A 20,018-nucleotide genomic window follows, 5' to 3' on the forward strand; every position below is an offset into this window, starting at 1 on the left:
TCGTGAAAGACCATTGCCATGACCGACCAGCATCGAAGCCGCTCGACCGAAGCTTTCTTCGGCCGCCGCAAGGGCAAGCCCCTGCGCGCGTTGCAGGCGACGCACCTTGATACTGTTCTGCCCTTGCTCCGGCTGGATCTGGCATCGCCAGCACCGGCGGATGTGAAGGAACTGTTCAGTCATCCCGTCGAACGTGTCAGGCTTGAGATCGGCTTTGGCGGTGGCGAGCACCTGATTCACCGCGCTGTCGAAAACGCTGAGACCGGCTTCATCGGCGTCGAGCCCTTCGTCAACTCCATGGCGAAGCTGGTGGGATATATCGAGGAACGCGGCGCGAAAAATATCCGCCTTCACGATGACGATGCGACACAGGTGCTGGATTGGTTGCCGGAAAACTCAATCGACCAGATCGATCTTCTCTATCCGGATCCGTGGCCAAAGCGGAAACACTGGAAGCGCCGCTTCGTATCAGCAGTCAATCTCGACCGGTTCGCACGCGTGATGAAGCCCGGCGGCATCTTCTGCTTCGCCTCGGATATTGACACCTATGTTAATTGGACGCTGGAACATTGCCGCGATCACGCGGCGTTCGAGTGGACGGCGGAGAATGCCTCAGACTGGCTGACGCCCTATGCCGGCTGGCCGAGCACGCGCTACGAGGCCAAGGCACGCCGCGAGGGCCGCAAATCCGCCTATCTGACATTCCGGCGCGTCTAAGCCGGAATGTCACGCAATAGCAATTGGCCTAATGCAGGCTGACGGTGCGCAGGTCGTCTTCTGCCGCCTTGAAGAAGGTGCTGGAGCGGTTGTCGGTGAGAAGGATCGGCGTGCCGTCGGCGCCGAACAGGGCCCACAGGTCAAGATCCGGGTCCATGCTGGGGGCTTCCGGGAAGACGCGGGACACTTCCTCCGAGCGTATCTTGCGGATATAGCCGACTTCACCCGCGCCGAGATGGGCCAGGTCATTTTTCGACAGATGCGAGCTGACGTGTTTCAATCCCATGATTCGTACTCCGTAGCTTTGCCGATTTCCGCGTCCGGGAGACAGGAGAAATCCGCAACACATTGATTTTACTGTACGAAGTTCGGGGCCATTGGGAGCGGCCGGGTCCTTGGTGCAGCCGGCTTGAGTTGCCGGTTATCCTACTCTGGGACCAAAATATTAATTTTCTTTACCATGCGGACAGGTTCCGGACGAATGAGGTCGACGGAGAGAAGACCGTTCTTCAACTCGGCCTTGGAAACCTGCATTCCCTCGGCCAGTACGAACATGCGCTGGAACTGGCGGGCGGCAATCCCGCGATGCAGATAATCGCGTTCGCCGGTTTCGGTCTGCCGTCCGCGGATGATCAGCTGATTTTCCTCAGTCGTGACGTCGAGATCATCTTCCGAAAACCCGGCGACTGCCAAGGTGATTCGCAAACTGTCCGGCTCATCCGACGTTTCGTCACGGCGCACACGTTCGATATTGTAGGGGGGATAGCCGTCATTGCCCTTGGCGATACGCTCAAGGGTCTTTTCCATCGCGTCGAAACCGAGCAGAAGCGGGCTCGTAAAGGGCGTGATCCGGGTCATATCTAGTCCTTGCAGCTCAAGCGACTGTTTTGACGGACCTGCGAGGCAGCATCCGCGAGGCTTCAATATGGTAGCTGTGCGTAGCGAGTGCAAGGCGCTTGCGCCGGACCAAGAGGCAAATCATAGTCCCGCTCGCTGATTTGGAGGAGACCCGCATGGCCGTGCCGAGAAAGATTATCATCGATACCGATCCGGGGCAGGACGATGCCGCCGCGATCATGCTGGCGCTCGGCAGCCCTGGCGAACTCGATGTATTGGGTATTACCGCTGTCGCCGGTAATGTGCCGGTGGCGTTGACCTCCCGCAACATTCGGGTGATCTGCGAGCTGTGCAATCGCCGCGACGTGAAGGTCTATGCCGGAGCCGACCGGCCGCTGGTCCGGCAATTGGTGACCGCTGAACATGTGCACGGCAAGACCGGCCTTGATGGTCCCGTGGTCGAAGAGCCGACCATGCCGATGCAGACACAGCATGCCGTCGATTTCATCATCGAGACCCTGCTTGCCGAAGAGGTGGGCACGGTGACGCTCTGCACGCTGGGTGCGCTCACCAACATCGCGCTGGCCCTCAACAAGGCACCGCAGATCGCTCCACGTGTGCGAGAAATTGTCATGATGGGCGGCGGTTTCTTCGAGGGCGGCAACATCACGCCCGCCGCTGAATTCAATATCTATGTTGATCCGGATGCTGCCGATATCGTCTTCAAGTCGGGCATCCCCATCGTCATGATGCCGCTGGATGTCACCCACCGGGTCCTGACTTACAAGGCCCGCGTCGAAAAGATCAAGGCGATCGGCTCGCCGGCCGCGGTTGCCATGGCCGAAATGCTGGAATTTTTCGAACGCTTCGATATCGAGAAATACGGTTCCGATGGCGGCCCGCTGCATGATCCGACCGTTATCGCCTATCTCCTGCGTCCCGAGCTTTTCAAAGGCCGCGATTGCAATGTCGAGATCGAGACCAAATCGGAACTTACCGTTGGCATGACAGTGGTCGACTGGTGGCAGGTCACCGGCCGCAAGCACAATGCCAAGGTTATGCGCGAGGTGGATGATCAGGGCTTCTTCGATCTCCTGACGGAGCGGCTCGCCCGCCTCTGATCAGTCCCCCGAATGAAACAAAAACGGCGCCGCAAGGGCGCCGTTTCCCATGTGTGATGCCTATTGGCTCAGAACTCTTCCCAGTTATCCTGGGCGAGCGCGGTGTTGCCGGAAACCTGCGGCACTGCCCTTGGTGCTGGCGCACTGTAGCGGGCTGGAGCCGACTTCGCAGGTGCGCTGTAGCTCGGCGCCGATGTCCGGGCAGGTGCCCGCATCTTGTCCGCGGTGCCGCGCAGCATGTCGGCAGAGGACAGGCTCTGGCGTGCCACATGGAACCGGGAGACCAGCGTGCTTAGCGCACGGGCTTCTTCGTTCAGCGCCATGCTGGCTGCTGTGGTTTCTTCCACCATCGCAGCGTTCTGCTGGGTCACCTGATCCATCTGGTTGACCGCCGTGTTGATCTCCTTGAGGCCAACGGCCTGTTCGGAGGCCGAGCCCGAAATCTGGCGGATCAGGCCGTTGATCTGGACCACCTGGTCGGCGATCTTCTGGAGCGCGCCACCGGCGCGTCCGACGAGATCGACGCCATCGCGAACCTGGCCGGCCGAGGTGTTGATCAACTGCTTGATCTCCTTGGCAGCATTGGCCGAGCGCTGGGCGAGTTCGCGCACTTCCTGGGCAACGACCGCAAATCCCTTGCCGGCATCGCCAGCGCGGGCGGCTTCGACACCGGCGTTGAGCGCCAGCAGGTTGGTCTGGAAGGCGATTTCGTCGATGACGCCGATGATGCGGCTAACTTCGCCCGATGACTGCTCGATGCCCTTCATCGCGGCAATCGCTTTCTGCACCACTTCGCCGGACTGTTCGGCATCGCTGCTGGCGGTTTCGACGGATTTCGCCGCAACCTTGGCGTTGTCGGCGCTGGCATTGACCTGCGAGGTCAGCTGGTCGAGCGCCGCCGCTGTTTCTTCCAGGCTTGCGGCCTGCTGTTCGGTGCGGTGCGACAGATCATTGGCGGCATTGCTGATTTCGCTGGTGCCGGTGCCGATGTTGACGACGGAGGAGTTGACCGTCTGGATCGTTTCTTCAAGGCTGTCCATGGCGGAGTTGAAGTCCGTCTTCAGCTGCGCATATTCGCCGGGGAAGTCGTCGGTGATGCGGTAGGCGAGGTCACCCGAGGAGAGCTGCGACAGGCCCTTGGCAAGCTTGGCGACGATCTCGCGCTGGGTAGCGTTCGACTGGGCGCGTTCGGCTTCGGATTGGTTGCGCTGCTGTTCGGAGGACTGGCGCTCCTGCTGTGCCTCTGCTTCCAGGCGCTTGGTGTCGGCCAACCGGTGGCGGAAGCCTTCAAGAGCCTTGGCGACCGAGCCAGTTTCGTCGGTGCGATCCTGACCGGAAACAGCATTGGCATAGACGCCCTTGCTGAGGTTCTCGACATCGCTGACCAGTCCTGCCAGGGGCTTCTGAACGAAGCTGCGGACGGAGAGGTAGAGGCCGAGAAGCACGGCGCCCAGCACGATCAGGCCACCGACGATCATCATATAGGTTTGATCGACGACCGGTGCGTTGATCGCAGTCTGCGGAACGTCGACGAGCACGACCCAGGTGGTGTTCACGTCAGGCAGGCTGAAGGGATAGACAACACGCTCGAAGGTTTCGTTGCCGTCATAGGTCAGGTCATGGATCATGCCCGGCTTTGCGGTGGACAGCGCGGTCTTGACGATATCCGCGCCGACGCCGTCATATTCCTTCATCAGCAGATCGGGGATCGGCGCCACCAGCCATTTGCCGCTCTGCGAGAGCAGTGTCACGCGGCCGGTACCGAAGGGGCGGATATCCTTCACCTTGTTGGCAAGCGAGGACAGCGAAACATCGACGCCGCTGACGCCGATCAGCTTGCCGTTGGAGATGACCGGATAGGCGATCGAGGACATCGAGTTGCTGTCGCCTGTTGTGCTTTCGGTATAGGGCGGCGACATCGCGCCCTTGAGGCTCTTGGCCGCCAGAGCATACCAGTCGGCCGGGTAGTCGGAATCAAAGGTCGAGAAGGCGATGCCGGTCTTGCTCTTCGTCCAGTAGGGGTTCAGCGTTCCATCCTTGCTGGCGCCGAAATCCTTCTGCCCGGCAAAATCCTTGGACTTGCCGTCGAAGGCATTCGGTTCTTCGGCAAACCAGCTGCCAAACGCGAATGTGTTCTTTTCGACATTGGCCTTCAGCAGGTCGACGACGGCCTTGCGGTCGAGATAGCCGCCTTCCTGACCACGTCCGAGGATGCCGGCCGTCGAGCGGGCAGCACCGGCCAGTTCGGCGATGTTGCTGGCGATGTCGGATGCAATGGATTTTGCTTCAGTACGTGCCTGGTCGAGGACCAGTGTTTCGACACGATCCTGTGTCTGGGAGATGAGCACATAATTGGAGGCGAGAAGAACGAGTGCAATGGTGCCGCCCGTTACCGCGATAAGTTTTGTCGCCAGCGATTTGGCCTGGAACTTGAACATGACTATCCCCGCATTGTGAGAGGTCCGCGGGTTTCAAGCCGCGGAATGACGCGATCTTTGGGTGGGAGATGCCCCCTCATGGAGCGCCAGATGCCGACCGACATCGTGAGGCCGCCTTTGATCCTGGGAAGGCAGCCTTTGCAGGTGTTTGATAGCGCTGTATTTATTAAAATTAGAACAACGTTGGAAACCGAAATCCCGTAGTTTTTATGGGATTTCGGTCAGAGTGCCGCGTCGGCGACTTAGGCTGTCCTGATTGCGCAATGGCTGGTTTGGCATTGCCGGTCAGATCTTGGCGTCAACCTCGGCGGCCTGCGGGATGGCCGGCTGGGCACCAGGGTTGAGGCAGGCCAGCGAACCTGCAACGGCGGCACGGCGCAGCGCCGCGTCAAAATTCAGCCCGGCATCAAGGCTGGCAGCAAGATAGCCGCAGAAGGTATCACCAGCGCCGACGGTATCGACCGGCTCGATTTTCAGGCCCTTGGCGCGATGGACATTGCCGCTACGCACCGCGACGACGCCCTCGGCGCCCAGTGTCACGATGACGGTCTGGCCCGTTTCCGCAGAAAGTCTCCGCATGGCGTCTTCACGCTCAGTTGCCGAAAGCCCCTCACGTCCGGCGAGCAGCTCGAATTCCGTCTCGTTGGCCACAACGATATCCGCCATCCGGCCGAGGCGTGCGGCATCTGCAGTCAGAGGGGCAATGTTGATAATCGAGGTGATGCCCTTGGTCTTTGCTGCAACGAGCGCCTTTTCCACCGAGGAGGCCGGAATTTCGAGCTGCAGCATCAGCGTATCGCCGGATTTCATCGTCTCGACGGCGGACTGCGCATCATCCGTGCCGACCGTGCCATTGGCACTCGCCACCACGACGATGACATTTTCGCCATCGCCACCAACGAGAATATGCGCCGTGCCTGTCGGTTCACTGACGGTTTTGGTCAGCGACAGATCGGTGCCGGCCTGTTTCAAAAGCGCGAGCGCGCCATCGGCAAAACTGTCGGATCCGACAGCGCCAGCCATGCGAACGCTCGCTCCAGCCCGGCGGGCTGCGAGAGCCTGATTGGCGCCCTTGCCGCCGGCGGCAGTCGAAAAGCCTGTGCCTGTCACGGTCTCGCCGGGCTTCGGCAGGCGTGCGGTGGTGGCGATCAAGTCCATGTTGATCGAGCCGAAAACTGTAATCATCTGAAGTGTCTCCCGGGGCAGGCGATTTTTGCGGGACAGTGCCCGAGAGGGTCAGTCCTCGTCAACCACCCGCAGCTTCAATTGCCCGACGCGCGTGTCGAAGGGTTTCTGATCGGGCTTGCCGTCTGCTGCTGTGCTGGTGGTTTCGAGGTCCAGCGCCTCGATGCGCGTGCCCCGGCGCTTGAGCCTTTCCGAGGATACCAGAATGTCGTCGACATCCTTCTGGGTGGTGAGGAAGTGGCCGTGCAGTTTGCGAACTCTGTCGTCAAGCCGGGTCAGGTCCTCCATCAGCCGGATCACCTCGCCCTGGATCAGGTGTGCCTGTTCACGCATCCGAGCATCCCGCAGGATGGCCTGAATGACCTGGATCGACAGCATCAGCAGCGATGGCGAAACGATGACGATCCGCGAGCGGTGCGCCTTCTGGACGATCCCTTCGAAATGCTCATGGATTTCGGCAAAGATCGATTCGGAGGGAACGAAGAGGAAGGCCGTCTCCTGGGTTTCGCCGGGGATCAGGTATTTTCCCGAAATATCCCGGATATGCACCTCCATGTCGCGGCGGAACTGTTGTTGCGCCTGGCGGACCATGTCCGGGTTCTCGGCGCTGCGGATCGCGTTCCAGCCTTCAAGCGGAAATTTCGCATCGATCACCAGAGCCGGCTGGCCGTTCGGCATGCGGACGGTGCAATCCGGCCGTGATCCGTTCGACAGGGTTGCCTGAAAGGCATAGGCGCCCATCGGCAGGCCGTCGGCGATGATGGTTTCCATGCGCGACTGGCCAAAGGCGCCGCGTGTCTGCTTGTTGGACAGAATGCTCTGCAGCCCGGCCATGTCCTTGGCGAGAGACTGGATATTGGTCTGCGCCGTGTCGATGACTGCCAGCCGCTCCTGCAGCCGTCGCAGGTTTTCGTGCGTTGCTTTCGTCTGCTCGGTAATCGAGGTGCCGAGCCGGTGCGTCATGCCGTCGATCCGCTGACTGATTGACTGGTTGAGTTCGGACTGGCGCGCACCAAACACATCGGCCATCGCAGCGATACGGCCCTGCATCTCGGTCTGCGCGGCGAGAAGCGCCGTCATGCGCTGTTCGGCATCGATGGCCGATTGTCTGTCTCTTCGCCTGCCGAGAACCGCCGGGATGCCGGCGAAAAGCATGATTGCGACGGCGCCGAACAGGCACATGCCAAGCGTGATCGTATAGGAGCCAAGAATGAAAAGCGGCTGATCGAGCGTGAGAATTGTCGGTTCCATCCTTGCAGCCTAGGTGGATTCGGGTTGGCTGACTAGATCAAAACAAGAACGTTAGTGAATCGATCGATACAAACTGCTGCATTTGCTGCAAAAATCTTGAAAACGAGAATTCCATCGGCGCAAAAGATCGGTTAAGGGAGCCAGATGACTATCAAGCCGCTCATCATTCTTCCCGATCCCGTGCTGCGCCAGCTGTCCCAGCCGGTGGAAACGGTCAATGCCGATGTCCGCCGTCTGGCGGATGACATGCTGGACACGATGTATGATGCGCCAGGCATCGGCCTCGCTGCGATCCAGATCGGTGTTCCGCGCCGGATGCTGGTGATCGACGTGGCGAAGGAAGGCGAAGACAAGCAGCCGCTGGTCTTCATCAACCCGAAGATCCTGACGACGTCGGACGAGATGTCCGTGTATGAAGAAGGCTGCCTGTCGATCCCCGATTATTATGCCGAGGTCGAGCGGCCAGCTGTTGTCACGGTCGAGTATATCGATCTTGAGGGAAAGCAGCTGACGGCCAAGGTCGACGGCCTGTTGGCGACCTGCCTGCAGCACGAGATCGACCACCTGAACGGCGTGCTGTTCATCGATCACATTTCCAAGCTCAAGCGCGAAATCGTCATCCGCAAATTCACCAAAGCCGCCAAGACCCGCGGCGCCAAGGCGATCTGACGCTTCCATTGAAGATTGGAGCCTTCGGGACTATGATATCAGTGATATCATAGTGGAGGTTGCGCATGGGCGATCTGCTCCTTCGTGGAATTGACGATGCTTTAAAAATTGAACTGCAGGAAAGTGCGCGCCGTAACGGTCGCAGCCTTTCCGATGAAGCTATCGTGCAAATTCGATCTGCCTTGGAAAGGGAACAGCGAAACGGACAAACGGCGGGACAGCGCCTGCGTTTAGTCGTGGGCGATGCAAAGTTCGAAGACGACGAATTGCGCGCCATTGATGCGTTTCGCAGTCAGCCCGGTCGTTCGCCGCCGGATTTCAAATAATTCGATGATCGTTCTTGATACCAATGTCATTTCAGAGCTTCAGGGAAGACTGCACAGCGAAACAATCCTTCGGTGGCTGGATCGCTATGATAGCGAAGCGGTCTTTCTAACCGCAATTGCTATGGGCGAAATCCATTTTGGTATTGCATTGCTTCCAGCGGGAGCCAGGCGCAACAGTTTGAGCGAAACATTTACGCGGATTGAGACAGAGTTTTCTGGGCGAATCCTGAGTTTTTCGCACTCGGTAGCGGCGCGTTACGGATACCTTGCGGCACAGCGCCAGAAGGACGGGCGGCCGATGGAAACCAAGGATGCCATGATCGCTGCGATTTGCCTGTCGCATGACGCGACACTGGCGACGCGCAACACAAAAGACTTCGAGGGGCTTGATTTGAAGCTTGTAAACCCGTTTGAAGAGGCCTGATCAGAACGGGGAACCGCGCGCCATGCCGCTTCGCATCATCTTCATGGGAACGCCGGAGTTTTCGGTACCGACATTGGCGGCGCTGGCAGAGGCCGGTCACAAGATCGTTGCCGTCTACACCCAACCACCGCGTCCCGGTGGCCGCCGCGGTCTCGACCTGCAAAAATCGCCGGTCCATCAGGCCGCCGAATTGCTCGGTATCGAGGTTCTGACGCCGGTCAATTTCAAGGATGCCGCAGACCGCCAGACCTTCCGCGAATTCGATGCCGATGTCGCCGTCGTGGTGGCTTACGGGCTGCTTTTACCGGAGGAGATTCTGAGCGGCACAAGACTTGGCTGCTACAATGGCCACGCGTCACTTTTGCCGCGCTGGCGTGGTGCTGCCCCCATTCAGCGGGCGATCATGGCCGGTGATCATGAGACCGGCATGATGGTGATGAAGATGGACAAGGGGCTTGATACCGGCGACGTGGCGCTGACCAAGGTCGTGGCTATCGGCAACGACATGACGGCCGGCGAGCTGCATGACAAGCTGATGTTGGCCGGTGCCGGTCTAATGAAGGAAGCCATGGACAAGCTCGATGGCGGCGACCTGGCATTGACGCCACAGCAAGATCAAGGCGTCATTTATGCCGCCAAGATCAGCAAGGCCGAGACGCGCATCGATTTTTCGAGGACCGCCGCCGAGGTTCACAATCACATTCGCGGGCTGTCGCCCTTTCCTGGTGCCTGGTTCGAGCTGGAGATTGGCGGCAAGCCGGAGCGGATCAAGGTTTTGTCTTCCGTGGTCGAAACTGCAGGCGGTGAGACGGGCACGGCGTTATTCGACGACCTGACGATTGCCTGCGGCGAGGGATCGGTGCGATTGACCCGGCTGCAAAAGGCCGGCGGCAAGGTGCTAGGCGCCGAGGATTTCCGGCGCGGCACGGCCATTCCTGCGGGCACAAGGCTTTCCTGATGCCGCGTTTCCGCATGGTGATTGAATATGACGGTTCCAACTATGTCGGCTGGCAGCGGCAGAACAATGGGCCATCGGTGCAGGGGGCCGTCGAAAAGGCCGTGCTGGCGCTGACTCGTGAGCCCGCTTTGATCCGTGGGGCAGGGCGAACCGATTCCGGTGTGCATGCCAGAGGGCAGGTGGCGCATGTCGACTTGTCGCGGGCCTGGAAGCCGGAGACGCTGCGCAATGCGCTGAATGCCTATCTCGGGCGCGCCGGGCAGCAGGTGTCGATCATTGAGGCGGCCGAAGCGCCGGATGATTTCGACGCCCGGTTTTCAGCGCTCCGGCGCCATTACCTTTACCGGATCATTTCCCGGCCATCGCCTTTGGCGCTGGAGGCGAAGCGTGCCTGGTGGGTATCGAAGCCGCTCGATCATGAAGCCATGCACGCCGCGGCCCAGAGGTTGGTCGGTTATCATGATTTCACCACGTTCCGCTCCACCCATTGCCAGGCAAACAGCCCGTGGCGGACACTCGACCGGCTCGATGTGACGCGGGATGGCGATGTCATCGAAATCCGGGCGACGGCGCAGAGCTTTCTGCACAACCAGATCCGTTCGTTCGCGGGCACGCTGAAAATGGTGGGTGACGGGCGCTGGACGCCGGACGACGTGGGAGCAGCGCTGGAGGCGAAGGACCGCAAGGCCTGCGGTCCCGTTGCGCCACCGGAGGGGCTTTATTTCATGCAGGTCGATTATTGAAGGGTGGTGCCATAGATCGGCATCAGGCCGAGCATGGGTGGCAGGGCCTCGCTCAACATCAGAGACGGCAGGATCAACAGGGCTGAGATTGCCGAGGCGAGCAGCAGCTGGTTGTTGGTTATCGTTTTCACCAGCCTGAAAATCACCGTGAAATTGGTCAGGAGCAGGATCAGCGACAACAGGTAGGCCAGCCCCTGGCCGCCTGGAATGACAAGCCTGATCGCCAATGGAACAGCCATCGCATAGACCGTGGGGACGGCCAGCCAGTTGGTGCTGATGATGATCGAGGCCAGCATGTCGGCATAGCCGAGCGGCTTTGCCAGCACAGACACCAGGATCAGGGGCACGATCCACATCGTCATATCGACCAGAAACAGCTTCACAATGAAGCCGATCCCGGTTTCGGTGCCTGTCGGCATTTGTTCCAGATAAAACAGGCGCCAGGCCGCCCAGCCGACGGCCATGGCCGGAAGGCACCAGAGGAAAGCGGCAAACGAGCGCCAGACACCACTAGCGGTGATGTCGAGCCAGCCAAAGCCGTTCTTATCGCCCAGAATCAGCAGCCACACACCCTTCAGATAACCTCCGATTTCTTCAATCTGCGGCATGGCCAAACCAGCGGCTGATGAAGGTTTCGTAGATCTGGGTCAGGGTCTCGAGATCAGCGACCGCGACGCGCTCGTCGACCATGTGCATGGTCTGCCCGACGAGACCGAACTCGACCACCGGGCAATAATCCTTGATGAAGCGTGCATCCGAAGTGCCGCCGGTGGTCGAGAGCTTCGGCTCGCGTCCCGTGACGGCCTCGACGGCGCCGGACAGCGAAGCGATCAAGGCATTGTTGCGGGTGATGAAGACGTGGCTCGGGCGCTCGCTCCAGACCAGATCGTAGCGGACCGGCGGGCGGCCGGGACGAAGCGGGCTGTTCGACGCCGCCTTGTCGAGCCGGGCGATGATCTCGGCCTTCAGGCTGTCGGCCTCCCAGGTGTCGTTGAAGCGGATGTTGAAGCTTGCCGATGCCTTCGACGGAATGACATTGACTGCCTTGTTGGCCACGTCGATCGTCGTCACCTCGAGATTGGACGGCTGGAAATTGTCGGTGCCGCCATCGAAGGGCGGGTCCATCAGCGCCTGCGTCAGGGAGAGAATGCCACGCACCGGGCTATCGGCCAGATGCGGATAGGCGGCGTGGCCCTGCACGCCGTGCACGGTGATGGTGCCCGACAGCGAGCCGCGACGGCCGATCTTGATCATGTCGCCAAGCTGGTCCGGGTTGGTCGGCTCGCCAACCAGGCAGGCATCCCAGCGCTCGCCTCTGGCCGCGGCCCATTCGAGCAGCTTGGGGGTACCGTTGATCGCCGGTCCTTCCTCGTCGCCGGTGATCAGAAACGAGATGGAACCGGCAGGGTTGCCATGTTTTTCGATATGACGGGCAATGGCGGCGGCAAAACAGGCGATGCCGCCCTTCATGTCGACGGCGCCGCGGCCGTACATTTCGCCACCGGCGATATCGGCCGAAAACGGCCCGTGCGTCCAGGCGGCTTCGTCGCCAACAGGCACGACATCGGTATGGCCGGCAAACATCAGGTGCGGGCCGCCGGTGCCAAGCCGGGCATAGAGATTTTCGATATCCGGCGTGCCGTCCTCGGTCGCGGTCACCCGGTCGACGGCAAAGCCGAGCGGCTTCAGTATCGCTTCGAGAGCAGTCAGCGCGCCACCTTCGGCAGGGGTCACGGACGGGCAACGGATCAGGGTGGAGAGATTGGCGACGGGATCGGTAGCGGTCATCAAGAAAGCCTGTTGTTTCGCGGGGCTTGGTTTAGCCGATCCACGCGGGGCTGTCACGCGGTTAGCCGGGTCATCCAGGATTGCCTCAATGCCCGTAACCACGCGCGAAGAATCCGCCGTGGCTTGCGTGATGATTGACTTGGCCGGGGCGCTGGAAAGTGCCGCTGACTAAGTAATGTATATGACGCCTTCCAGCGCACCGTTCAGTGTTGGTCGACAGGCAACTCCAGTTTCTCTGAGGCCGGCATTGGCGCCGGCTCTATGTGCCGCACAGGCACGCCCGCAGCGCCGTATAGTCTGCGGAGGGAAACCATTTTCTGCCCGCCCACCGGATGAAGGCTTACGTCTCTCCCGCACCCGGCACCGATCCCGCCTCACTGCTACGCCTAGCAGTCTAGCCGATGACAGGACCAGGTAAGGATGACACAGTTTTTTGGGGCGGGGATTTGCGGGGATGATTTTTTTGAAGGGGGAGGGATTTTAAGGTATGGATAGACCTACCAAATTCTCCGCCATCTTCGCGCTTGACCTGAGGACGGGCGCGCAGGGAGCGGGCGGTTCATTCCTGTGGCTGGATCATGAATCGGCTGTGAATACCGATGGTGTAAGATTGGCGGGGCATCCCTTGTCATCCGATGCGCAGTTCTGGCAAACATCGGCGCAATTGCACCGTATGCCTGCAAGCGCGCATCGCGCCGAGATGGAGTTTTGAAATTGAGTGTTGCTTTTGCCAAGGACGACAGTGCTGAAACGGCTGCGGAAACCCATCTGCCCGAGCGGCCGATTTCCCCGCATCCGAACCGCGTGACGGAGGCCGGATTGAAAGCGCTGGAACTTCAGCTTCAACAGGCGCGCGCGGCTTGCGATGCTGCAAGCACGATTGACGATGTCAATGAACGCCGCAGGCAGATGACAAATCCCCTGCGCGACACGCGCTACTTTGCGGCACGGGTTCACACTGCGCAGGTTGTTCCTGCCCCTACATCGACCGGCAAGGTTTCCTTCGGCAGTACGGTGACCTTCAGCCGCAATGACGGGCGCGTCCAGACGTACCGCATCGTCGGGGAGGATGAGGCGGATCCAAAAGCCGGATCGATTTCTTATGTTTCACCGGTCGCACGGCTTCTGACGGGCAAGGCCGCCGGCGATGTCGTCGGCACCGGCGATCAGGAACTCGAGATCATCGCGATCGCATAGAATACCCATTCGCCGCCCCTTGGATACTGTTCTTGAAATGGCTTGATGGGCTGGAAAAGTTCGGTTTGACTCTTAAATTCCAGCCGGAATTGGAGAATGAAAAGCGAGAGGACACTGCAATGGCAAAGAATACGATCTGCGTATGGTATGACAAGGACGCCGAGGAAGCCGCCCGTTTCTACGCCAAGACCTTCCCCGACAGCACTGTTGGTGCCGTGATCCGTGCACCCGGAGACTATCCATCGGGGCAGCAGGGAGACGTACTGGTTGTTGAATTCACCGTTGCGGGTATCCCCTGTATCGGACTGAATGGCGGTTCCGGCATCAAACACAACGAAGCTTTTTCATTTCAGATCGCAACGGATGATCAGGAAGAGACCGACCGTTATTGGAACGCCGTTGTCGGCAATGGCGGCCAGGAAAGCGAATGTGGCTGGTGCAAGGATAAGTGGGGCGTGTCCTGGCAGATTACGCCGCGTGTGCTGACCGAAGCGATGGCAGCAGGTGGCGATCAGGCAAAGCGCGCCTTTGAAGCGATGATGACTATGAAGAAGATCGATGTCGGGGCGATCGAAGCAGCCCGGCGTGGCTGAAGCAGCACTCGCGCCGGGCTGTACATTTGGCTGAATGCAGGCCCGGCTTTGATGGCCGTTACGGGCTGGCCTCTACCACCCGCGCCAGCCGGCCGAGGCCACGAGGTCGTTGCGGATAAAGGCGATATCATCGGAGGCTGCAAGGGTTCCGGCGCCCGGGAGACGGCCACGGCGCAGGGATTTCAGCGCGGGGATGCGGTGCGCGGTCTTCTCGCGGCGAACAGGTTCGTAGAGGTCTTCCGCATCAAAATTCGCCGGATCGACCGAGACGACGCGGATGCCGCGCTCTGCGAATTCGCGGGCAAGGCCGAGCGTCAGCATATCGATGGCGCTCCTGATGGTGGACTGCTTGTCCGCATCCGGCTTTCCGGCCTCCGCTGTGGCATCGGTCATCGCGCTCATGTTGATGATGAGGCCGCCCTTGCCGGCGAACTGGCGTGCGGCCTCCTGGCACATCAGGAAGGTGCCGAAAACGTTGACTGCAAATGTGCGGTTGGCGTCGGTCTCCGGCTGCTGTGGGTCGGTTCGGACAATGCCGGCATTGTTGACGACGATATCGGGCCGGCCGAAGATCTCGACCGCAGTCCGGAAAATGCGTTTTACATCCTGCGACTTCGAGACATCACCTTCAACGGCGACAGCCCGGCCGCCACACCGGACAATATCGGCGGCAACACGGGAGGCGCCTTCGCTATCGGTTGCATCATTGATGATGACGGCTGCACCCTCGGCGGCAAGGCGAGCGGCGATCCGGGCCGCCGGTCCATTGGCAGCACCGGTGACGACGGCGGTTTTTCCGGTCAATCTGGTCATGGCAATTTCCTTGAATTTTCGGATTCGTTCATCCGATGAACCAAGCATGCCGCAGACCCATGCTTTAGCGTTACAACGATACTCCGAGATTTCTATGCGATCCTGCAAAACTGGATAACGAGACATTTCCCGGGCCAAAAATCAGGAGTAGCGTCGGATCAGTCGGACATCAGGGTATCGTTTGCGCTCCATGCAGAACCAGACAGAACGTTTCGGTGAAATCGCTGAGATCATTTCGCGGCATACCTCGGGATCGGGCATGTTTCCGACCGCGATCGAGAATCTGCTCCTGGGGCGCCAGACCGCGCCGACAAACCCAGTACATCTCGCCCATCGCCCGGCCTTCGCGCTGATTGCCCAAGGTCAGAAAAGTGTCACGCTCGGGCAGGATGTCTATCATTATGGGGTTGGCGATTGTGTCGTTGTGTCGTTCGACCTGCCGGTGATCTCCCAGGTCAGCGTGGCCAGTCCGCAAGAGCCGCATCTGGGGCTTGGCATGGTGATCAATCCCGACCGGCTGCGCGAAGTGCTGCAGCGGATTGCGGTTCCATCTGTCGCGGCAACGGCGGATGGCATGCGGGGCCTTGCCGTCCACAAGGCCTCGCCCGGCCTTGTGGATGCAACGCTCCGGTACCTGAGGCTCCTTGATACTCCAAGCGACATTGCCGGGGTGGCACCGCTCGTCGAACAGGAAATTCTCTATCGCCTTCTGACAGGCCCTTACGGACCACGATTGATCCAGATTGCCACGGCCGACAGCCCGGGAAACCGGGTCGCCAAGGCCATCGCCTGGCTGCGCGAACATTACGTCAGGCCGCTTCGGATCGAGGACCTGGCGGAGCATTGCGGTATGAGCGTTTCGTCGCTGCACCATCACTTCAAGGCTGTCGCGGCGATGACCCCGATGCAGTACCAGAAGCAGCTGCGGCTGAACGAGGCGCGCCGCCTGATGCTGGTCGACAACATGGACGCCGGAACGGCCGGGCATACCGTCGGCTACCAGAGCCCGTCGCAGTTCGGACTGGAATATACCCGTCTTTACGGCCAGTCGCCGCTGCGCGATGTCGCGACGCTGCGCACGCAGGTGGCGGCCGAATAACCAACCGTTTTGAACGCGCAGACAGGCGTTCGAAAAACCCCGGGGTGGCAACGCAGCCGTTGCGCCCTACATCCCTGAAGAACCCCGCCCGCGCTGCCGGGCCCTTCCGCACTTCTATTCACAGAACTATGGAGCTACCCATGCGTTACAATCAGCTTGGCAATACCGGCCTGTTCGTTTCGGAAATCTGCCTGGGGACGATGACCTTCGGATCGGCCGAAGGCGCCTTCTGGGGCGGGATCGCCGGTGTCGGCCAGGATGCCGCCGACCGGATCGTTGAACGGTCGCTGGCCGCCGGCGTCAACTTCATCGACACTGCCGATGTCTATTCGGCTGGCGAATCCGAGCGTTTGCTCGGGCAGTCGCTGATCAATCTCGGCGTTGCGCGCAAGGACGTGGTGATCGCCACCAAGGTCTATGGTCAGATGGGCGACGGCCCAAACGACCGGGGCGCTTCGCGCGGCCATATCATGGACTCGGTCGAGGAGAGCCTCGACCGGCTGCAGATGGACCATATCGATCTCTACCAGATCCATGGAACCGATACGGTGACGCCGATCGACGAGACGCTCAGGGCGCTGGACGATCTGGTTTCGGGCGGACTGGTTCGTTATGTCGGCATGTCCAACTGGCAGGCCTGGAAGATCGCCAAGGCGCTGGGTGTGTCGGAGCGCAAGGGGTTTGCCCGGTTCGAGACGCTGCAGGCCTATTACTCGATCGCCGGCCGTGATCTGGAGCGCGAGATAGTGCCGCTGCTGACCGAGGAAAAGATGGGGCTGATGGTCTGGTCGCCGCTCGCTGGCGGGCTTCTCTCGGGCAAGTATGGACCGGGCGCGCCGGGCAATGGCGAGGGCCGCCGGGCAAACTTCGATTTCCCGCCGGTTGACAAGGATAGGGCCTGGGCCTGCGTTGCCGCCATGCGCGAAGTTGCGGAAAAGCACGGTGCCAGCGTCGCCGAAGTGGCGCTTGCCTTCATCCTTGCCAAACCCTTTGTCACCAGCGTCATCATTGGCGCCAAGCGGGTGGAGCAGCTGGAGGAAAACCTGAAGGCGGTGAAGCTGACGCTCGATGCCGACGATATGGCCAAGCTGAATGATGTCAGTGCATTGCCGCCGGAATATCCGGGCTGGATGCTGGAGCGGCAGGGGGGAGCGCGCCGGCCGCAGCCGTTCGAAGCCAAGGCATGATGCCACAGCAGCGCCGTTTACGGTGCCCTTGCCATCATCAGACTTGCATCTGAGCTGCATTACACCGAAAAAGAGGTTAGTGCTTTGACCACCTCCTATCGAAAGTAGTGCATTGAACGACAACCCTGCCGCCGCCGTTGACGCAATCGCCCAGATCAGCGCCGTGCCGACCATTCTCGATGTGGTCTGCAGGACGACCGGCATGCGTTTTGCGGCGGTGGCAAGGGTCACCGCCGACCGGTGGATTGCCTGCGGCGTTCAGGACAATCTGGCCTTTGGACTGGAGCCGGGCGGCGAGCTGAAGATCGAAACGACGATCTGCAATGAGATCAGGGATCACCGCCAGCCTGTCATCATCGACAATGTGGCGGAAGATCCCACCTATTCTACCCATCATACGCCGGCGATGTATGGCTTGCAGAGTTACATCTCGATGCCGATCATGCTGGGTGATGGTTCCTTCTTCGGCACGCTTTGCGCCATCGACACGGTGCCGCGCGCACTGAACACGCCGGAAATCGTCGGCATGTTCCAGCTGTTTGCCAACCTGATCGCATTCCATCTCGATGCGCATGACCGGATCGACCAGGAGCGGCAGGGCAGCGAGCTGCGTGAGCAGTTCATCGCGGTGCTGGGCCACGATTTGCGCAATCCGCTGGCCTCGCTTGATGCCGGCACCCGGATGCTGCAGCGCTCGGTGACCGACGACAAGGGCAAGACTGTGCTCGGGCTGATGCAGAACAGCATTTCGCGCATGTCGGGCCTGATCGACAATGTGCTCGATTTCGCCCGCGGCCGGCTGGGCGGCGGTATTTCCATCGAGCAGGCCGACCGTGTGCCGCTGCGTCCGGTGATGGAGCAGGTGATCGCCGAGCTGAGGTTGGCCAATCCCGGGCGGCGGATCGACGCGGACCTGATGGACGGGATGGTCCGGTGCGACGAAGGCCGGATCGGGCAATTGCTGTCGAACCTGCTGGCCAATGCGCTGACGCACGGCGATCCCGAGGCGCCGATCACGGTGCGCTCGGGTATAATCGGCGGCCGTTTCGAGCTTGCTGTCAGCAATGGCGGCGAACCGATCCCGGAAGCTGTGGTCAGGGACCTGTTCAAGCCGTTCGTGCGCGCCTCGGCCAAGGCGAACCTGCAGGGGCTGGGTCTCGGGCTCTATATCGCCTCGGAAATCGCCAAGGCGCACAAGGGCACGCTTCAGGTGACATCATCGCCGGAAGAGACCCGTTTCACTTTCCAGATGCCGCAGCAATAGCAGAGCCACCATCCCGGCAGTCTGATCCTGTCCGTTGATTCAGCGGCCGTAGTCGTTTGACCCTTCGGTGCCCGGCCACAGGCAGAGCGCGAGGAAGAGAACAGGGCTGAGCACGGGGATGAACAGGCAGATTGCGAGGTGGCCGGGATAGCCGATATCGTGCAGCCGCTTGATGGTCATCAGCGCGATCGACGCGGTGGAGACAAGCGCTGTGACCACCACGATCAGGGTCCAGAGTGCCTGCGCAATGTCGTTTCCCTGATGGGCGAACACGCGGGTGAGAACAAGGCCGCTGATTGCAGCCCAGAATAGCCAGCCGAGGAAATAGGGCAGGCGGCTGACGCGGCCGGAGGGGCTGAAGAACAGCCAGGACATGCTCTGCTGCCCCTCCGTGCGCATGATGGATCAGTCTCGCAGAAGTTCGTTGATGCCGGTCTTGGAGCGGGTCTTTTCATCGACGCGCTTGACGATAACGGCGCAATAGAGGTTCGGCGTAACGACACCGTTCGGCATGATGGCGCCGGAGCCCATCGAACCTGCAACGACGACGGAATAGGGCGGGACTTCGCCATAGGTGACTTCGCCGGTGGCACGGTCGACAATCTTGGTCGATTTACCGATGAAGACACCCATGCCGAGCACCGAGCCTTCGCGCACGATGCAGCCTTCAACGACTTCCGAGCGGGCGCCGATGAAGCAATTGTCCTCGATGATCGTCGGGCCTGCCTGCATCGGCTCCAGCACGCCGCCAATGCCGACGCCGCCGGACAGATGCACATGCTTGCCGATCTGGGCGCAGGAACCAACGGTCGCCCAGGTGTCGACCATCGTGCCTTCGCCGACATAGGCGCCGAGATTGACGAAGGACGGCATCAGGATGGCGTTGGGGGCAATGTAGGCGGAGCGGCGAACGACCGCATTCGGTACGGCGCGAAAACCGGCTTCGCGGAACTGGTTTTCACCCCAGCCTTCGAACTTCGAGGGAACCTTGTCCCACCAGGTCGACTGGCCCGAACCACCCTTGACGACTTCCATGTCATTCAGCCGGAACGACAGAAGAACGGCCTTTTTCAGCCATTGATTGACCGTCCAGTTGCCATCGGCGCCGCGTTCGGCGACGCGCACCTTGCCGCCGTCGAGCAGGTCAAGCGCGGTATCCACCGCATCGCGGATCTCGCCCTTGGTGTTGATGGTGACGCTATCGCGGTTGTCGAAAGCGGTGTCGATGGTCTGCGACAGGGAGGCGAGATCATGGGTCGTCATCGGAATTCCTTAAACTTCGGCGGCTATCGTAATCTGCTCTAGAGCATGATCCCGAAAAATTGAAGTGGTTTTCGGTTGCGGTCGAGGCTGGATGAAGGTGTAAGTCCCGGAATGGCTGCGGGTGATTTGATCCGTAGCGCCCGAT

23 protein-coding genes are annotated in these 20,018 nt (G+C 60.5%); 13 read left to right on the forward strand and 10 right to left on the reverse strand.

From position 1 onward, the window contains the following. The first annotated feature begins 18 nt into the window (after positions 1-18). Entirely contained in the window at positions 19-717 is a 699-nt protein-coding gene (gene trmB / locus R6X40_RS13555; protein WP_318414325.1) for a tRNA (guanosine(46)-N7)-methyltransferase TrmB, read from the forward strand. A gap of 28 nt (positions 718-745) precedes the next feature. Here trmB and R6X40_RS13560 read toward each other — a convergent pair whose 3' ends face one another. Then, complete coding sequence (locus R6X40_RS13560) at positions 746-1,003, reverse strand: DUF1150 family protein (RefSeq protein WP_318414326.1); 258 nt, start codon at positions 1,001-1,003, stop codon at positions 746-748. Between the two features lie 140 nt (positions 1,004-1,143). Further along, a complete protein-coding gene (locus tag R6X40_RS13565) occupies positions 1,144-1,575 on the reverse strand; it encodes an Hsp20 family protein (protein WP_318414327.1) in 432 nt (143 codons plus the stop codon). Positions 1,576-1,730: 155 nt separating this feature from the next. Here R6X40_RS13565 and R6X40_RS13570 point away from each other — a divergent pair, with 155 nt between their 5' ends. After that, complete coding sequence (locus R6X40_RS13570; protein ID WP_318414328.1) at positions 1,731-2,675, forward strand: nucleoside hydrolase; 945 nt, start codon at positions 1,731-1,733, stop codon at positions 2,673-2,675. 68 nt (positions 2,676-2,743) lie between these two features. Here R6X40_RS13570 and R6X40_RS13575 read toward each other — a convergent pair whose 3' ends face one another. The 3 genes from R6X40_RS13575 to R6X40_RS13585 form a co-directional block, all read right to left on the reverse strand. Continuing rightward, positions 2,744-5,113 carry a methyl-accepting chemotaxis protein gene (locus tag R6X40_RS13575; RefSeq protein WP_318414329.1) on the reverse strand — a complete coding sequence of 790 codons (2,370 nt, stop codon included), beginning with the start codon at positions 5,111-5,113 and terminating at the stop codon, positions 2,744-2,746. A gap of 285 nt (positions 5,114-5,398) precedes the next feature. After that, positions 5,399-6,298 carry a ribokinase gene (locus tag R6X40_RS13580; protein ID WP_318414330.1) on the reverse strand — a complete coding sequence of 300 codons (900 nt, stop codon included), beginning with the start codon at positions 6,296-6,298 and terminating at the stop codon, positions 5,399-5,401. A gap of 51 nt (positions 6,299-6,349) precedes the next feature. Continuing rightward, a complete protein-coding gene (locus R6X40_RS13585; protein ID WP_318414331.1) occupies positions 6,350-7,549 on the reverse strand; it encodes a DNA recombination protein RmuC in 1,200 nt (399 codons plus the stop codon). Between the two features lie 144 nt (positions 7,550-7,693). On the opposite strand from R6X40_RS13585, the gene def reads away from it, so the two are divergent. From def to truA, 5 genes are all read left to right on the forward strand, one after another. Beyond that, positions 7,694-8,218, forward strand: a complete 525-nt coding sequence (gene def, locus R6X40_RS13590) for a peptide deformylase (protein WP_318414332.1) — start codon at positions 7,694-7,696, stop codon at positions 8,216-8,218. 65 nt (positions 8,219-8,283) lie between these two features. Next, positions 8,284-8,544: a FitA-like ribbon-helix-helix domain-containing protein gene (locus R6X40_RS13595; RefSeq protein WP_318414333.1), complete on the forward strand. Its 261-nt coding sequence runs from the start codon at positions 8,284-8,286 to the stop codon at positions 8,542-8,544. A 4-nt stretch (positions 8,545-8,548) separates the two neighbouring features. Continuing rightward, the gene (locus R6X40_RS13600; RefSeq protein WP_318414334.1) at positions 8,549-8,968 is read left to right on the forward strand and encodes a type II toxin-antitoxin system VapC family toxin; all 420 of its coding nucleotides are present in this window, start codon (positions 8,549-8,551) and stop codon (positions 8,966-8,968) included. A 22-nt stretch (positions 8,969-8,990) separates the two neighbouring features. After that, a complete protein-coding gene (gene fmt / locus R6X40_RS13605) occupies positions 8,991-9,926 on the forward strand; it encodes a methionyl-tRNA formyltransferase (RefSeq protein WP_318414335.1) in 936 nt (311 codons plus the stop codon). Further along, positions 9,926-10,669: a tRNA pseudouridine(38-40) synthase TruA gene (gene truA / locus R6X40_RS13610; protein ID WP_318414336.1), complete on the forward strand. Its 744-nt coding sequence runs from the start codon at positions 9,926-9,928 to the stop codon at positions 10,667-10,669. The genes fmt and truA overlap by 1 nt, the downstream gene beginning before the upstream one ends. Here truA and R6X40_RS13615 read toward each other — a convergent pair. Together R6X40_RS13615 and dapE are read right to left on the reverse strand one after the other, a co-directional pair. Beyond that, positions 10,663-11,277: a hypothetical protein gene (locus R6X40_RS13615; RefSeq protein ID WP_318414337.1), complete on the reverse strand. Its 615-nt coding sequence runs from the start codon at positions 11,275-11,277 to the stop codon at positions 10,663-10,665. The genes truA and R6X40_RS13615 overlap by 7 nt on opposite strands. Continuing rightward, positions 11,264-12,457, reverse strand: a complete 1,194-nt coding sequence (gene dapE / locus R6X40_RS13620) for a succinyl-diaminopimelate desuccinylase (protein ID WP_318414338.1) — start codon at positions 12,455-12,457, stop codon at positions 11,264-11,266. Before dapE ends, R6X40_RS13615 begins: the two co-directional genes overlap by 14 nt. 487 nt (positions 12,458-12,944) lie before the next feature. Between dapE and R6X40_RS13625 the strand changes: the two genes are divergently transcribed. From R6X40_RS13625 to R6X40_RS13635, 3 genes are all read left to right on the forward strand, one after another. Beyond that, positions 12,945-13,169 carry a hypothetical protein gene (locus R6X40_RS13625; RefSeq protein WP_318414339.1) on the forward strand — a complete coding sequence of 75 codons (225 nt, stop codon included), beginning with the start codon at positions 12,945-12,947 and terminating at the stop codon, positions 13,167-13,169. A gap of 2 nt (positions 13,170-13,171) precedes the next feature. After that, entirely contained in the window at positions 13,172-13,654 is a 483-nt protein-coding gene (gene greA / locus R6X40_RS13630; protein WP_318414340.1) for a transcription elongation factor GreA, read from the forward strand. A gap of 119 nt (positions 13,655-13,773) precedes the next feature. Continuing rightward, the gene (locus tag R6X40_RS13635) at positions 13,774-14,247 is read left to right on the forward strand and encodes a VOC family protein (RefSeq protein WP_318414341.1); all 474 of its coding nucleotides are present in this window, start codon (positions 13,774-13,776) and stop codon (positions 14,245-14,247) included. Positions 14,248-14,319: 72 nt separating this feature from the next. Here the strand turns inward: R6X40_RS13635 and R6X40_RS13640 are convergent, their stop codons facing one another. Further along, positions 14,320-15,060, reverse strand: coding sequence for an SDR family NAD(P)-dependent oxidoreductase (locus R6X40_RS13640; RefSeq protein WP_318414342.1), 741 nt, complete (start codon positions 15,058-15,060; stop codon positions 14,320-14,322). 190 nt (positions 15,061-15,250) lie between these two features. Between R6X40_RS13640 and R6X40_RS13645 the strand changes: the two genes are divergently transcribed. The 3 genes from R6X40_RS13645 (at position 15,251) to R6X40_RS13655 (ending at position 18,610) form a co-directional block, all read left to right on the forward strand. Further along, positions 15,251-16,159 (forward strand): AraC family transcriptional regulator, encoded by a 909-nt coding sequence (locus R6X40_RS13645; protein ID WP_318414343.1) that lies wholly within the window; start codon positions 15,251-15,253, stop codon positions 16,157-16,159. A gap of 140 nt (positions 16,160-16,299) precedes the next feature. After that, the gene (locus R6X40_RS13650; protein ID WP_318414344.1) at positions 16,300-17,346 is read left to right on the forward strand and encodes an aldo/keto reductase; all 1,047 of its coding nucleotides are present in this window, start codon (positions 16,300-16,302) and stop codon (positions 17,344-17,346) included. Between the two features lie 112 nt (positions 17,347-17,458). Continuing rightward, the gene (locus R6X40_RS13655) at positions 17,459-18,610 is read left to right on the forward strand and encodes a GAF domain-containing sensor histidine kinase (RefSeq protein ID WP_318414345.1); all 1,152 of its coding nucleotides are present in this window, start codon (positions 17,459-17,461) and stop codon (positions 18,608-18,610) included. 39 nt (positions 18,611-18,649) lie between these two features. Here R6X40_RS13655 and R6X40_RS13660 read toward each other — a convergent pair whose 3' ends face one another. Both R6X40_RS13660 and dapD read right to left on the reverse strand, forming a co-directional pair. Beyond that, the gene (locus R6X40_RS13660; RefSeq protein WP_318414346.1) at positions 18,650-19,009 is read right to left on the reverse strand and encodes a DUF805 domain-containing protein; all 360 of its coding nucleotides are present in this window, start codon (positions 19,007-19,009) and stop codon (positions 18,650-18,652) included. 6 nt (positions 19,010-19,015) lie between these two features. Further along, positions 19,016-19,873, reverse strand: coding sequence for a 2,3,4,5-tetrahydropyridine-2,6-dicarboxylate N-succinyltransferase (gene dapD, locus R6X40_RS13665; protein WP_318414347.1), 858 nt, complete (start codon positions 19,871-19,873; stop codon positions 19,016-19,018). Positions 19,874-20,018: the final 145 nt, after the last annotated feature.

Origin of the sequence: Rhizobium sp. PL01 (assembly GCF_033447125.1) — a bacterium.
GTDB lineage: Bacteria > Pseudomonadota > Alphaproteobacteria > Rhizobiales > Rhizobiaceae > Pararhizobium.